We start from the raw sequence: 16567 nt of genomic DNA, 5'->3' as shown, positions 1-16567 counted from the left end.
CCTGATTGCTCTTTCATTTTTTCAAATATTCTAACAAAGAACGCCATCTTTTTATTTTTTTCTAAATTTTAACCGCCTAACAAAAGTTTATATAAAAAATACCGCGTTCCTTTAGTATCTTTAAACCGTTCCCGAATTATATCGTACACCATCACCCACGGCGCAAGTCAGAGGGGGGAGTGTGCCAAAGCAAAAAATCTAAACCAAATGGATGAAGTGAAGCAAACGCAAGGTTTATACCGTCCGGAATTTGAACATGATGCCTGCGGAACAGGTTTTACCGCCCATATTAAGGGTCGTAAATCCCACCATATTATTCGTGATGCCTTAACCATGCTGGAAAACATGGAACACCGCGGAGCCTGCGGTTGTGAGCAAAACACGGGAGATGGTGCAGGAATACTGTTTCAAACGCCCCACGAGTTTCTGTACGACGAGTGCCTGAAATTGGGTATTCGCCTGCCAGAATTCGGAAAATACGGTGTAGGCATGGTCTTCTTTCCGAAAGAACCACGCTGGCGCGAAGAGTGTCGTGAGATACTCCAACGCAGCGCAGAGAAATTAGGCCTGGAAATCCTGGGATATCGTAAAGTTCCTGTACGCCCCGACGGCATTGGCGAAACCGCCCTGTCAGTAGAACCGGAAATTGAGCAGGTATTTATTGCCTGTCCTTATCATATCAGCGATCCGGAAATTTTTGAGCGCAAATTATTTGTGCTCCGTAACTACGTTTCCAAAACCGTACGCAATACAGTGCCTAAAGAAAAGTCACTGTTCTATATTGCCTCCCTTTCTTACAAAACAATTGTATATAAAGGTCAGCTGACTACCTACCAGGTACGTCATTATTATACTGACCTGAGTGATGAGAAAATGGTATCTGCCTTTGCACTCATCCACTCTCGTTTTGCTACCAACACCTTTCCCAGCTGGAGATTGGCCCACCCGTACCGCTATATCGCGCATAACGGTGAAATCAATACCCTGAAAGGGAACCTTAACTGGCTGCGCGCCGGCGAAAGAGATTTCGTGTCCAAATTCTTCACTACAGAAGAAATGGAAATGCTCCTTCCTATTGTAGAAGAAGGACAATCTGACTCCGCCAGCCTGGACAACGTGATCGAACTCCTTACCATGACCGGTCGCTCCTTACCACATGTAATGATGATGCTGGTACCGGAAGCCTGGGATGGTAATGAAGATATGGGAGAAGAAAAGAAAGCATTCTACGAATACCACGCTTCCCTGATGGAGCCATGGGATGGTCCTGCTTCCATTTCTTTCACCGATGGTAAAATCATTGGAGCTACCCTCGATCGTAACGGACTCCGTCCAAGTCGCTTTGTGGTGACGAAAGATGATCGCGTGATCATGGCTTCAGAAGCCGGTGTATTGCCCATAGATCCAAAAAATATTAAGGAAAAAGGCCGCCTGCAACCTGGTAAAATGTTTATCGTAGACATGGAACAGGGCCGTATCATTGGGGATGAAGAGTTGAAACAACAAATCTGCTCTCAACAACCTTATGGTGAGTGGCTGAATAAATATAAAATCCGCCTGGAAGAACTGCCGGAACCAAGAGTAACCTTTACTCACCTGGAACATGAGCAGATCTTTAAATACCAGCGCGCATTTGGTTACAGCACAGAAGACCTGGATCACATCATTGCGCCAATGGCCATTGATGGCAAAGAACCAGTTGGCTCCATGGGTACCGATACACCATTGGCCATACTGAGCAACCAACCGCAACATCTGTGTAACTATTTCAAACAGTTGTTCGCCCAGGTAACCAACCCGCCAATTGACCCTATCCGGGAAAGACTGGTGATGTCGCTCGCAACTTTTGTGGGAAACAACGGTAACCTGTTGAATGAGGATCCACTGCACTGCCATGGACTGGCACTGCGTCATCCCATTCTCAACAACCATGAACTGGAAAAAATACGTAGTATCGATACTGGTATATTCCAGGCCAAAACCTTACATACCTATTTCAAGGCAGACGGCAAGCCCGGCTCCCTGGAAAAAGGATTGGCCCGCCTGTGCCGTTATGCGGTAGACGCGGTGGAAGATGGTTTTGAAGTAATCATTCTGTCGGACCGTGCCATCGATTCAGAACACGCTGCTATTCCTTCTATACTGGCTGCTTCCGCTGTTCACCACCACCTCATCCGCAAGGGTTACCGTGGCCAGGTAGGACTGATTGTTGAAGCCGGTGATGTTTGGGAAGTACACCACTTTGCCTGCCTGCTCGGATTTGGCGTTACTGCTATCAATCCGTACCTCGCACTCAGCACCATACGCGATATGAAGCTGAACAACAAACTGGATACTAACCAGGATGTAGACAAGCTGAAAAAGAATTATATCAAAGCCATCTGCGATGGACTCCTGAAAGTTTTCTCTAAAATGGGCATTTCTACCCTGCAATCTTACCAGGGCGCCCAGATTTTTGAAATACTCGGTATCAATCAGCAAACTGTTGATAAATATTTCACCGGCGCCGTTTCCCGTATTCAGGGATTAGGCCTGGATGATATTGCCCGTGAAACACTGGCAAAACACTGGATGGGATATGGTCGGAAAGAGACGCCTATTCAACGTTTAACAGAAGGTGGTGTATATCAGTGGAAACGTAAAGGAGAATTCCATCTCTTTAATCCTACTACTATTCACTATCTGCAGCTGTCTACCCGTATGGGCGATTATGCTGCTTTCAAGAAATATTCCAAAGCGGTAAATGACCAAAGTGAAAAAGCAGCCACCTTACGTAGCCTGTTTTCATTTAAACCTAACCGTCCATCTATTTCTATTGATGAAGTAGAACCAGCTACCAGCATCTTCAAGCGTTTTGCTACCGGTGCTATGAGCTTTGGCTCTATCTCTCATGAGGCACACTCCACACTGGCCATTGCTATGAACCGCATCGGTGCTAAAAGCAATACCGGTGAGGGTGGGGAAGATGAAATGCGCTATGCTGAACTGCCAAACGGTGATTCTATGCGCTCTGCCATCAAACAGGTTGCCAGTGCCCGTTTCGGGGTTACCAGCTACTACCTGACCAATGCCGATGAATTACAGATTAAGATGGCACAAGGTGCAAAACCTGGTGAAGGTGGACAATTACCCGGTCATAAAGTAGATGAATGGATCGCGAAAACAAGACACTCCACTCCTGGTGTGGGCTTGATTTCACCGCCGCCTCACCACGATATCTATTCTATCGAGGATCTGGCACAGCTGATCTATGACCTGAAAAATGCCAACCGCGCTGCCCGTATCAGTGTAAAACTGGTATCCAAAGCAGGGGTAGGTACCATTGCCGCCGGTGTGGCGAAAGCACATGCCGATGTAGTACTGGTATCCGGATTTGATGGTGGTACCGGTGCGTCTCCGGAAAGCTCTATCAAACACGCCGGCTTGCCATGGGAGCTTGGTTTGGCTGAAACACATCAAACACTCGTTAAAAATAAACTCCGTACCCGCGTAGTACTGCAAACAGATGGCCAGCTGAAAACCGGCCGTGACATTGCTATTGCTACACTGCTGGGAGCAGAAGAATGGGGTGTGGCCACCGCCGCACTGGTGGTAGAAGGTTGTATCATGATGCGTAAATGCCATGTGAATACCTGCCCTGTAGGCGTTGCTACCCAGGATCCGGAACTGCGTAAACGCTTCACCGGAGACCCTCAGCACGTAGTAAACCTCTTCACCTATCTGGTGGAAGAACTCCGCGAAATCATGGCGGAACTGGGCTTCCGTACGGTGAACGAAATGGTGGGCCAGGTTGGTTGCCTGCAGGTACGTGATAACATCACCAACTGGAAATCTCAAAAACTCGATCTGTCGCCGATATTATTCAATGAAGCGCCTGCTGGTGAAACCGGCCTGTACAAACAGGAAGAACAGGATCATGGCATCAGCGAAGTAATTGACTGGCAACTGCTCAAAGCAGCACAGCCTGCACTGGAAAAGAAAGCCAGGGTATATCAGCAATACACGGTGAAAAATACAGATCGTACCGTAGGTACTATCCTGTCTAACGAAATCTCCAAACGCTACAAAAGCGAAGGATTACCGGAAGACACACTACACTTCAAATTTGTTGGATCTGCAGGCCAGAGCTTCGGCGCTTTCACTACCAAAGGGGTAACGCTGGAACTGGAAGGAGAAGCCAATGACTACTTCGGTAAAGGCCTGTCTGGCTCCAAACTGATCCTTTATCCACAAGGAGAAGCTGGATTCAAGGCAGAAGAAAATATTATTGCGGGCAACGTTTGTTTCTATGGAGCTACTTCCGGAGAAGCCTACATCCGTGGAAAAGCAGGTGAACGCTTCTGTGTACGTAACTCCGGTGCTACCGTAGTAGTAGAAGGAGTGGGCGATCACGGCTGCGAATACATGACCAATGGTAAAGCTGTGATCCTGGGTGAAACCGGTCGCAACTTTGGTGCGGGTATGAGCGGAGGTATTGCTTATGTATACGACGTGAAAGGTACATTCGCTAACCACTGTAACCGCGAAATGATCGACCTCGATCCGCTGGCACAGGAAGATGTAGCATTGCTGCAGGACCTGATTACTAAACACCACGCCTACACGAATAGCACCGTAGCGAAGTTTATCCTGAAAGACTGGGAAAACCAACTACGTCATTTCGTGAAAGTATTCCCGAAAGAATACAAAGCAGTGTTGAAAGCAGGTGTAACGCAAGGCCAAAAAGTAGGTCACTAAAAGAAACAATAACATTCATCATCAAAATATCCCTTGCAGGTAAGGGACTTGTGGAGGAAAATTATGGGTAAACCTACAGGATTCCTGGAATTTACACGCGAGCTGCCCGGGAAAGCAGACCCCCGGGAAAGGGTTGGCCACTATAATGAATTTGTAGAACGCTTTCCTGATAACAAGCTAAATCAACAGGCAGCCCGCTGCATGAACTGCGGTGTGCCTTTTTGCCACAGCGGATGCCCACTGGGTAACGTGATCCCGGAATTTAATGATTCCGTATATCGCCAGGACTGGAAAGAAGCGTACGACATTCTTACTTCTACCAATAATTTCCCGGAGTTTACCGGACGTATTTGTCCGGCACCCTGCGAAAGCGCTTGTGTACTGGGTATTAACCAGCCACCGGTAGCTATTGAAGAAATAGAAAGACATATTATAGAAGTTGCATTCGATAAAGGCTTAGTACAGGCTAAAACGCCCAGGGTACGTACCGGCAAGAAGATTGCTGTTATTGGCTCCGGCCCTGCGGGTCTGGCGGCGGCGGCACAATTGAACTATGCCGGCCATACTGTCACCGTATTTGAACGGGATGATGCACCAGGCGGACTTTTACGCTATGGTATTCCGGACTTCAAACTGGAAAAATGGGTGATTGACCGTCGGGTGAAGCTAATGGAAGAAGAAGGAGTAGTATTCCAATGCAATGCGAACGTTGGTGTAAACGTTAGTACCAATGACCTGTTGAGAGAATACAACGCCATTGTACTCGCCGGCGGATCCACTATTCCCCGCGACCTGCCTATTGCTGGCCGTGAGCTGAAAGGTATCCATTATGCAATGGACTTCCTGAAACAACAGAACAAAAGAGTAGGAGATAAAATAGTAGATGGCAACGACATCTGGGCAACCGGAAAGAATGTAATTGTCATTGGTGGTGGAGATACAGGTTCCGACTGCGTAGGTACCAGCAACCGTCATGGTGCTACCAGCATTACGCAACTGGAATTACTTCCAAAACCGCCGGGCGAACGTACTGCGTATATGCCATGGCCTACTTATCCGATGGTATTAAAAACATCTTCTTCCCACGAAGAAGGAGCAGACCGTAAATGGGCGATCGCTACCAAATCCTTTATTGGAGATGAGAACGGTCACCTGAAAGCCCTCCGCCTGGTAGACCTGCAATGGACCGCCAGCGCTGATGGCAGACCGGCCAAATTCACTGAGATCCCAGGATCGGAAAGAGATGTACCTTGTGAGCTGGCACTCCTGGCCATGGGCTTCGTACATCCTCAGCATACCGGCCTGCTGGATCAGCTGGAAGTAGAAAAAGACGAACGTGGTAACGTAAAAGCTACCGAAAAAGATTACCTGACATCCATCCCTAAAGTGTTTACTGCCGGCGATATGCGCCGCGGACAATCACTGGTGGTATGGGCAATAAGCGAAGGTCGCGAGTGTGCAAGAAAAGTAGATGAATTCCTGATGGGCAGCTCCCAACTGGAAAGTAAAGACCATTCCTTACAGGCTATGGCACTGTAATTAAAATTTTTCTCATAAGCAGGTTTAGATTTTGTTGTAACCTTCAGCCGGGCCGGGTTTTTACCCGGCCTATATTTTTTAAACTTTTTCTATATTCGGGGCTGTTAACATCTATATCCCTGTACAATGAAGCATTTCTCCTTTGTATTGCTACTGCTGGCATTACATTTCACAACCCTGGCGCAAAAACGCGAAAAGAATAATTACAGGAGCTCCAAAACCATTGAAACACTCAAGGCCAATACTGTTACAAAGGATTATAAATCCTTACTAATCCTTGGCTCCGGCTCCATGGCCAGCAGAAAATTTATTCATGATATCATTTATGAACTGGATAAGCAACTGGCCGATTATGCGGTCACTTATACTTATACCTACCTTGGTGCAGAAGAACCGATGATTAAAGACAATCTTAAAAAAAGTGTGTCGTCTGGTAAGTATGACGCCATCCTCATCATCACTCCTCTCCGTTCTACTACACAGACTATCATCTATCGCAATGAATCTCCCTCAACAATGCGAATGGCAGACGGTAGTGAAAAAATGTTACCGGCAGATCCTTATCCTTATCGTGTTGAGGAACGTTTGGCAGAGAAAGTGGAGCTACTGGTCACTGAAAACCTGGATAGCGAACCCGTTTGGCGTGGAGTGCTCCAAACCAATATCAGACAGGATGCACAAAAAGTATTTGTTGGCATCAGTCGCAATCTGATTGCTGAAATGCAGGAGAATAAACTGATCTCTGACACTAAAAAATAGTTCCACATAATCAGCGATATAATTACCATCTCAGCAGAAGAAATAAGTCTGTTCAGCTATTTCTGCCAATAGCCTCCTCCTAAACCCTATACATTTGTTTATTATGAAAAAATGGGGGTGTTTCTGGAGCTTTTTATTACTAACATTTGCCGCCGCTGCGCAACAACCGGCGCAGCAGGGTGTGTTCATAACGAATGGTGTTCCACTGAAAAAAGGGCTATATAAAACCTTTGAGGAATTTCAGCATAACAGCCCTTCTGAAGAAGGTGACCTGGTGATCAAAAACCGTAGCTCCGCTGCCCAGATCTACCTGCTCGCCAATAGAAATGAACTAATACTCCGCGATGGCGCCGGCCAGGAGCATAAAGTGAAAAATTACTGGGGCTTCTGCGATGGTACCAATATCTACATCCGGGACAATGGCCTCAATAGAATAGAAGCAACCGGCTACTACTGCATTTACACCCTTCATGGCATCCAGCCCTCCCGCAGCTATCTCAACCAGGCCGATATGACAACAAACAGCATTAGCAGCCCGGTAGTATTTAAAAAAGTACTGAATGTGGTTACAGGGCAAATACTGGATTTATCTGCCTATAATCTGAAAAAATACATTCTTCCCCAGGATAGTGCACTGTTGGATGAATTCCGCGCAGATAAAGAAAAGAAGGACCAACTGGTGAACTATATTTATCGGTTTAATGAACGGAATAAGCCAGTGTTGCAATAAGACACTATTTCCGCTGCTCCGATCTAATTTCCATCCTTTTGAGCCTATTTGAGCCTCATTAACCAAACTCCTTCTTACCGATTCTACTTTCGTGCTTCACAATATTGTGAAATGATTTTAAACACTTCTTTTCATGAAAAAAGAATTGATTGAAGCACTGTTTGCCCAGTTTGAGCAAGCCCGTTATGAACTCCAGGGTACTGAATGCTGGAGCGCCAGAGAACTCCAACCCATCCTTGGGTACCTAAGATGGGAGAATTTTTTCAAGGTTATTGAAAAAGCAAAAATTGCTTGCGAAAACAGTGGTGTAGCTATTTCCGATCATTTTCGTGACATCACGAAATCGATCGACGTACCCAAAGGCGGGAAAAGAACTTTACATGACATTGCCCTTACCCGCTACGCCTGTTACCTCATCGCTCAAAACGGAGATTCCCAAAAAGATCCCATCGCCTTTGCACAAACCTATTTTGCTGTGCAAACCCGTAAACAGGAAGTCATTGAAAAAAGGCTCCTGGACATTGAGCGCATTAATGCCCGTGAAAAATTATCAACTTCCGAAAAAGTTTTATCCGGAATCCTGTATGAAAGAGGGGTTGATGAAAAAGGGTTTGCCAATATCCGTTCAAAAGGTGACCAGGCACTATTCGGAGGATTCAACACCCGTGATATGAAGAAAAAACTGATGGTTCCTGATAACAGACCACTTGCAGATTTTCTACCCACATTGACTATCAAGGCCAAAGACTTTGCAACGGAGCTTACCAGCCACAACGTGGTAGAAAAAGACCTGGAAGGGGAAGCCAACATCACAGAAGAACATGTGGATAATAACTCCGCTGTTAGAAAAATACTGCTGGAAAGAGGGGTAAAACCAGAAACACTCCCTCCCGCAGAAGATGTGGATAAAGTAAAAAAACGAATCGAAAAAGAAGATAAACACGCCTTAAACCAGGGCACACGAAAAGAAGATTAATTTTTCTATCCTCCGTCCGATCCATTTCTTTCCGCCAACCTGTGCATTTTCCTACTCAATTCAATCGCAGCATCTTTCCAAAAAATAGTGTGTCCGTTACCGTATTTGGCGTATTCTTGCAATAACTATTATTCCCAGTACCCCTCAGGTATGGATTTTGTTGTGCCCCGAAGGCATGTGCCCCGGTTAAACTATCCTGCCGGTGAAGTAAACCATAAGCGTGCTTATACGTTTATATTCAGTAATTGATATTGTAATACATCATAGTGACAGAACCAGCAGAAACCGGAGAAAAACGCGGCCGCCCCTGGTGGCGATGGCTTTTATGGATAATTGTTGCGGTGCTTCTTTTGCCCGTAATGGCTGTTTTATTGCTGCAACTTGATGGTGTCCAGAATTATTTAAGGGAACAGGGAGAAATATACCTGCGCAAAAAATTACACACCAAAGTACAAATTGGCTATCTACGTGCCAGGGGCTGGCAATATCTCGAGCTGCGTAATGTATACGTAGGCGATACCGCCAATCAGGCACTCCTTTACAGTGGCACCCTGAAAGTACACTATAACCTGCTTTCACTGATCAACAATGAACTCCGAATAGATAAACTCGACTGGGATACAGTATTGATCAACGTATACCGGCATCCTGGCGATTCCGTATTCAACTACCAGTTTGCTATCGATGCTTTTGTAAGCCCATCTGCCAAACCAGATACACTGGCCCCGGAAACAGGTACCACCCTGCAGTTCCGGCTGAAAGATATTACTTTCCGTAAAGTAAAGCTTAGCTATGCAGATGCCCCCGGTGGCATGAATGCGGTGTTAACCTGGGACAGCCTGCACGTGGATCCGGACGACCTCCTCCTGGATGACGGTATCTACGCATTCAGAGGCATTGCACTGGATGGCCTGAAAGGCTTCTTCCGCCAAAGTTATGTAGCTCCCGTAATAACGTCTGCGGCGCCACCTCCACCACCAGCGGAAGATACCAACAGCGCTTCCCTGCACCTGCTCCTGAAAAAACTACAAATCAGCAATAGTAGCTTCCTCTATGCCGATGAAGGCAGCGGCATTTCCACCGCCTGGAATATCGGGAACCTGCTGCTCCGCAACAGTAGCATAGATCAGGACTCTACCCATGTACAAGTGGGCGATCTCACCATTGGAAACACCACCGGCCTGGTAATGATGGTCCCCGGAAAAGATACCGTTCCTGCTGCACCGAAAGATACCACGCCCAATACCTGGCAGGTTTTCGCCACACAGGTCAACCTCGATAAACTGGCGCTGAAATACGACAACGGCGGACCAGCACCCAAAGCCGCGGGGCCTGATCCGGATTATAATCACCTGATGCTGACCCGCTTCTCCAGTAAAATCAGTAATCTCCGATATAAACCAGACAGCATTACGGTAGCCATAAAATCACTTACCGCACAGGATAAGTCCGGATTCGCTATCCGTAAAGCCAATATGGATGTACAGTTTACACCACATACCCTGGCATTGCGCAACTTCCTGCTGCAAACCAACAAAAGCATTCTCCGTAAACAAATCATAGTGACCGTTCCTTCCTGGTCAGGTATCTCCGATAAACTAGACCTGTTAGGACTCGACGCAAACCTAGATTCCGTGCATGTGGCTTTGGGGGAATGGCTTCCCTTTGTTCCGGATGCCCGGAAAAACAAATCCTTCGCCCCCTTATGGAAAAAAGAGCTAACGCTGGCGGCTATATTAAAAGGTACTTTAGGTGATCTAAGCATCAAACAACTATACATCAACGATCACGAAGGAAATCTCATTAAAACCGATAACGGTCAGGTGATGCATGCCACTAACCCGGATCTGCTCAGCGCCAATTTACCCAATCTTTATATCCAGTCCGGCAATAAAGCCCTGCGTTCCTGGCTGCCGGCAGGCACCTTGCCAGATACCCCCCGCTTACCCGAAAACATGCTCATTACCGGGATGTTCAAGGGGGGAATGAAAGACCTGGTTACACAGCTGCAACTTAAAAGTGATTACGCTAACGCGACTGTTAATGCGCATCTTATCAATATAACAGATAGTATTCGTAGCAGCTATACCGTAAGTATTCCCTACTTCCGGGCCCACCCCGGCATCATGCTTTATGATACCACCTACGGCTGGATGTCAGGAAAACTCAGCGCTACCGGCCAGGGCTATACGCTGAAACAAATGGTCGCCAAAGCAGCCATTCAGCTAAGCGAAGCTACCTATAACGGGTACGCCTATCACGATGTAAGCGTAAATGCTGGCATCAACAAAGGCAATTTTGAAGCACAGGGCGAAAGCGCTGATAGCAGCATTGCCGCCAATTTCAGCGTCAGCGGTCTGCTCATAGATACCACCGTACAGGCACTTAAGGTTGATATGGACCTGGCTAAAGCCGACCTGTACGCCACGCACTGGTACACCGAACCTTTAACCATTCAGGGAAAGGTAATCGCCGACTTTAACAGTATCGAGCCACAACGTATCGAAGGAAATGCCTTTTTAACCAACTGGCAAATTGCTACCAACGGACAGGTATTCCCACTGGACAGTATTGCACTGCTGGCCCGGTACGATGATCAACAATATATCACGTTGAAAAGTCCTGTTGGCCTGATCAATGCCTACGGACATATCGACTATAGAAAAGTAGGGGCCGCATTTACCGGCGTACTTAATAAGCCTTTGCTGCCACCGGATTCCACCCACATCATAAAAGTTCCGGGCGGACAAATACTCGCCTGGAATGCTTCCCTGATATGGCCCAAAGGCCTGCAAACCATGTTACCAACATTACACATGGATGTTCCGTTGGTGGTAGATGGCCGCTTAAACAGTGATAGTAGCCTGTTGGTACTGCATGCCAATCTACCCAAAGTAAATTATGATTCCATACAGGTAGATAGCCTCCGCTTTTTTGCACGTATCCTGGATACATCTATGCAAACCAACATCTCACTGGCCCGTATGATGCACCCGTCATTTCCGTTGCAACATACCTTCCTCAGGGCTACTGCCAATACAGGTGTAGTAGATTTTAATCTTCAGCTGGATGATATTAAGAGACAACCTAAGTATAAACTGGGTGGCATTTTCACATTCCTGAAAGATAATGCCATGCAGCTCTCGCTGAAGCCTGGCCTGTTACTCAACAAACAACTCTGGACAGTAGCTGATGATAATATACTGCGCATAAAACATGGTGCTCCTGATACCGCCAACATCAAACTGTCGCAGGGAGAGCAATCTATTCAGATCGCTACGCAGCGCGACACAGGCAGCGTTCCTTCATTACTGGCGAGTATTCACAATTTCCAGTTGTCTACCATCACGGGGCTCCTGGCCACAGACACATTACTCGCCAATGGTACATTGAACGCAGAGGCAACCGTACACAACTGGGATAAATCTCCCCTGATACATGCTAATCTAAAAGTAGACAGCCTGACAGTCAAGAATACACACATGGGTACACTGGATGCCAATGTGGAAAATAATGGCCCCGGCCAATACAAACTGATTGCCGGGTTAAATGGCAACAATAATGATATTAAAGTAGAAGGTACCTACGATAGCACTATCAATGCCCAACTAAATATCAATAAACTAAGCATGGCCGCACTGGAACCATTCACCATGGGCAGTGTGACCAAAATGTCGGGCAACGCCAGCGGACAATTTGATATTTCCGGCACTACCGCCTCGCCCAAAGTAACCGGTAGCCTGCATTTCGATAATGCTTCCGGCCTCGTTACCATGATAGGCAGTACTTTCCACCTTCCGAACGAAGACATTGTAATTGATGAAAAAGGTATCCTGCTCAACAACCTGGTAATAGCCGACAGCGCCAATAATGAACTGGTGGTGAATGGCCGTATCAATACTAAAAACTTTACCCGTTACAGCTTTAACCTGGATGTTACAGCTGATAACTTTATGGCGCTGGGCAGGCAACAAAGCCCCGATCAATGGGTTTATGGCCCTGCGTATATCGATAGCAAAGTAAAAATTCGCGGTTCGCTGGATCTTCCAAGAATTGATGCCACAGTAAAGCTCCGCGATAAATCCAGCGTAACCTTAACGTTGCCACAGGATGAACCCAGCCTGGCCAGCAGGGAAGGCATTGTGGAATTCGTGGACCTTTCTAACCCCATCGATTCCGCTTTGCTGGCAAAACGAGATAGCCTCAAATACCAGACAACCCGGTTGAAAGGCATGTACTTGTCTGGTAACCTTGACATCACGCCAGAATCTATCATCAAAATCATCATCGATGCACAGAACGGCGACTATGTACAAGCGAAAGGAACCGCCAGCATCAATGCCACACTGGATCCCAGCAGCAAACTTAGTTTGACCGGCCGTTATGAAATATCGGAAGGGAAGTATGAGATGTCGCTGAATCAACTCATCAAGCGTTCTTTTGATATTCAAAAAGGGAGCTTTATCTCATTTAGCGGTGATGCTACCAATGCAGACCTGGATATTACCGCCAAATACACGGTAAATGCGCCAGCCTACGACCTGGTTTCCGATCAGATACAAAAAATGACGCCGGAAGTACGGAACACATACAAACAACGTATGCCGTTTGAAGTATACCTGATGATCAAAGGCAACCTCATGAAACCGGATATCAGCTTCCGGCTCGACTTACCCGAAAAAGAAAGGAACACATTAAATGGCACCCCTTATAATAAACTGAAACAAATTAACCAGGTACCATCGGAGTTGAATAAACAAGTAATGGGACTGCTGGTGCTCAATACTTTCATTCCAGACGATCCAATGAGTACCCTCGATGGTGGTACCGGCGGTGGCGTAGGACAAGCGGCTAAAAACAGTGTGAGTAAAATACTTTCGCAACAACTCAACAACCTCGCAGGTAACCTGATCAAAGGGGTGGACCTGAACTTTGACCTGCAAAACCAGGAAGACTATTCCAGCGGTAACGCTCAGGAAACCACTAACCTGAAGGTAGGCGCTTCCAAGCAGTTATTCAATGATCGTTTAACCGTTTCCGTAGGCTCAAATATCATGTTACAGGGAAACCAGCAAAACGCCAGCTCACTGATTGGTGATATCTCCGTAGAATATAAACTCACCCGTGATGGCCGTTACAGAATCCGGGTATATCAAAATAATGACAACACCACTGTTATTGACGGACAGGTAGTAGAAACAGGAGTTGCTTTTGCGCTGATAATGGACTATGATGAATTCCGGGAAATTCTTCAACGCTCAAAAGCTCCTTCTCAAAAGAAAAAAGTAAGCGATAAGAAAAAAAATACGACAACGCCTGATGCGAATAGGAAATAGCCATATTACCTTCTTCTGTATAATGCTCTGCCTGGGATACCTGGTGATCAGTTCCTGTAGCACCACACGCTCGGTTCCTGAAGGAGATCGCCTGTATACCGGCAGTGAAGTCAAGTGGATAAACGATACCGTGACAGGGAAAAAGCCCCGTGATTATAGCACATTGATGGATGGTCTGGCAAAGAAAATTCGCCCTAATAAGAACCGGAAATTCCTGGGTATGCCCGTTAAACTATGGTTATACAATTTAGGGAACGAACCAAAAGGAAAAGGATTAAACTACTTACTCAGAAAAAAATGGGGCGAGCCGCCGGTATTGCTCAGCCAGGCCAAGCCGGATTATACGGCAAAATTCCTGGATGGCTACCTGGTTGACAATGGCTATTTCCAGGCCGATGTGGTGTCTGCCATAAAATACTCCGGCAAGAAAAAGGCCTCCGTTCAATATACCGCTACGCCTAATCACCGGTACACTATCAAGAGTGTTACGTATATAACAGATACCAGCGCTATTGGAAGATCTGTTAAGGATACTAAACCAGAGAGCTCGCTGATTGTAGGCGCACCTTACTCGCTTGATTCTATCAAAGCCGAACGGGAACGTATACACGCCATGTTAAAAGAGCAGGGATATTATTATTTCACACCGGATTATCTCCTGGTACAGGCTGATAGCACCAACATGGGGCAGGTAGACTTACTTGTTAAAATCAAAGATAATACGCCTTTGGCAGCGCTACGCCCTTATCGCCTGCACGATATCACGCTATTCCCGGATTACTCACTGGATAATGATTCTACCTCTACGCGGGGAACACCGATCCGATATAAAGGTATTTACATTGTAGATTCTGTTAAGCGTTTTAAAACATCGGCATTTGACCGTTCCGTGTTCCTTCGGCCGGATAGCTTATATCGCCTCAGTTCTCATAATATCACCCTTCAACGGTTAATCAACCTCGGTGTTTTCAAATTCGTCAAAGGGCAGTTTTCTCCTGTCAGAGATACTTCTATCCACAATATAGTGGGTGGTAATCCAAACCAGGTTGATAACAAGAGGGTTACCAGTGGCCGAAGGGATACTTCCCGTATTAGTATTAAAAGAGATGCCACCTATTCCCGTGATACATCACTGGCCAGCAACTACCGGGCAATGGTGAATAACCGCATTTCGCTTGATAGCGGATGGCTCGACGCAAAGTTTTACCTGACACCCTATAAACGCCGATCACTACAAACGGAGCTTCGTGGTACGTCCAAGTCCAACGGTTTCATTGGGTCTGAAGTTCGGATAACTGCTAAAAACAGGAACTGGCTTCATTCTGCGGCATTGCTGGAGATTGGTCTCCGGGGTGGGATGGAATGGCAAACGGGTAATAAAAGTGCAGGGGGATCTAACTCATATGCCCTCGGAGCTGAAGTAGCCGTTACGTTCCCCAGATTTATTACTCCTATCAGGGGTTTTAATATCCGTACGCCTTACGTACCTAAAACACGTATCAGTGCAACTTATGAATTATATAGCCGCGCCGATTTATATAACCTAAACGCCTATACGTTACAGTTGCAATACCTCTGGCAGCGTTCACAATATCTCAGTCACATTTTTGCACCCATTGCTGTTACATATGTGCTGCCGTCTAAAACTACAGCGGCATACGATAGTATACTGGTCAATGATCCCAGCCAGCGGTCTGCCATTGAAAAGCAATTCATCCTTGGAGGGAACTATACCATCACTTATAATAACCAACGTCCTAATCAGGTGCATAATTTTTACCTGAGTGGCAATGTGGATATCTCCGGTAACCTGGCGGGTCTGCTTGTGCCTAAAAATGATACCGGCCAGCGCACCATCTTAGGCAATTCATTTGCCCAATATGAACGGTTTACATTAGAAGGTCGCCATTACTGGAATATTGGCAAAGGAAAACAATGGGTAAACCGTTTGCTATTAGGCTATGGCTTACCTTATGGCAACTCCCAGACACTCCCTTTTGTGAAGCAATTCTTTACCGGAGGAAGCAGCAGTATCCGGGCCTTCAGGGCGCGTACACTGGGTCCGGGAACCTTTCGTAGCAAAGCAGCAGATACCGCTGTGCTGCTGGCGAATGAAGCTGGTGATATCAAACTGGAATTCAACACAGAATTACGAGTACACGTGGCCAGTGTTTTTAATGTAGCCGCATTTATTGATGCGGGTAATATCTGGTTACAAAAAGATGTTCCGGATAAACCAGGTAGCAAATTCCAGTTTAATTCCTTCTATAAAGAAATTGCCGTTGGCGGTGGAGTAGGACTACGTGTAGATGCTTCTATTGTGGTAGTACGGCTGGATCTGGCCATGCCGTTCCGCGTTCCGTACCTGCCGGAAAATGAGCGATGGGTGCTGAACAAAATTAATTTCGGAGATCCGGATTGGCGCAAAAAGAACTTAATTCTCAACATTGCTATCGGTTATCCATTTTAAATTTATAGGGAGATGACACC

7 protein-coding genes are annotated in these 16567 nt (G+C 46.4%); all 7 read left to right on the top strand.

Features of this window, described 5'->3' with window-relative positions:
- The first annotated feature begins 207 nt into the window (after positions 1 to 207).
- The 7 genes from gltB to tamL all read left to right on the top strand — a co-directional run bounded on the left by gltB (position 208) and on the right by tamL (position 16547).
- Complete coding sequence (gene gltB / locus AC5ZC7_RS29580; protein ID WP_496161011.1) at positions 208 to 4737, top strand: glutamate synthase large subunit; 4530 nt, start codon at positions 208 to 210, stop codon at positions 4735 to 4737.
- Positions 4738 to 4800: 63 nt separating this feature from the next.
- The gene (locus AC5ZC7_RS29575; RefSeq protein WP_496161010.1) at positions 4801 to 6276 is read left to right on the top strand and encodes a glutamate synthase small subunit; all 1476 of its coding nucleotides are present in this window, start codon (positions 4801 to 4803) and stop codon (positions 6274 to 6276) included.
- A 126-nt stretch (positions 6277 to 6402) separates the two neighbouring features.
- Positions 6403 to 7035, top strand: coding sequence for a hypothetical protein (locus tag AC5ZC7_RS29570; protein ID WP_496161009.1), 633 nt, complete (start codon positions 6403 to 6405; stop codon positions 7033 to 7035).
- 103 nt (positions 7036 to 7138) lie between these two features.
- On the top strand, positions 7139 to 7765 hold the full coding sequence (locus tag AC5ZC7_RS29565; RefSeq protein WP_496161008.1) for a DUF6563 family protein: 627 nt from the start codon (positions 7139 to 7141) through the stop codon (positions 7763 to 7765).
- 133 nt (positions 7766 to 7898) lie between these two features.
- Positions 7899 to 8741, top strand: a complete 843-nt coding sequence (gene dinD, locus AC5ZC7_RS29560) for a DNA damage-inducible protein D (RefSeq protein ID WP_496161007.1) — start codon at positions 7899 to 7901, stop codon at positions 8739 to 8741.
- Positions 8742 to 9007: 266 nt separating this feature from the next.
- The gene (locus tag AC5ZC7_RS29555) at positions 9008 to 14077 is read left to right on the top strand and encodes a translocation/assembly module TamB domain-containing protein (protein WP_496161006.1); all 5070 of its coding nucleotides are present in this window, start codon (positions 9008 to 9010) and stop codon (positions 14075 to 14077) included.
- Positions 14061 to 16547: a translocation and assembly module lipoprotein TamL gene (tamL, locus tag AC5ZC7_RS29550; protein ID WP_496161005.1), complete on the top strand. Its 2487-nt coding sequence runs from the start codon at positions 14061 to 14063 to the stop codon at positions 16545 to 16547. The genes AC5ZC7_RS29555 and tamL overlap by 17 nt, the downstream gene beginning before the upstream one ends.
- Positions 16548 to 16567 lie beyond the last annotated feature (20 nt).

This window comes from Chitinophaga sp. 9-1-y (assembly GCF_059511905.2).
The sequence above is the reverse complement of the archived record's forward strand: the minus strand, read 5'-3'. Positions and strand labels throughout refer to the sequence as shown.

Bases quoted from the DNA above. Each gene is read 5' to 3' on its own strand.
- gltB (WP_496161011.1), top strand. From the start codon at position 208: ATGGATGAAGTGAAGCAAACGCAAGGTTTATACCGTCCGGAATTTGAA.
- tamL (WP_496161005.1), top strand. From the start codon at position 14,061: ATGCGAATAGGAAATAGCCATATTACCTTCTTCTGTATAATGCTCTGC.
- AC5ZC7_RS29570 (WP_496161009.1), top strand. From the start codon at position 6,403: ATGAAGCATTTCTCCTTTGTATTGCTACTGCTGGCATTACATTTCACA.
- AC5ZC7_RS29575 (WP_496161010.1), top strand. From the start codon at position 4,801: ATGGGTAAACCTACAGGATTCCTGGAATTTACACGCGAGCTGCCCGGG.
- AC5ZC7_RS29565 (WP_496161008.1), top strand. From the start codon at position 7,139: ATGAAAAAATGGGGGTGTTTCTGGAGCTTTTTATTACTAACATTTGCC.
- dinD (WP_496161007.1), top strand. From the start codon at position 7,899: ATGAAAAAAGAATTGATTGAAGCACTGTTTGCCCAGTTTGAGCAAGCC.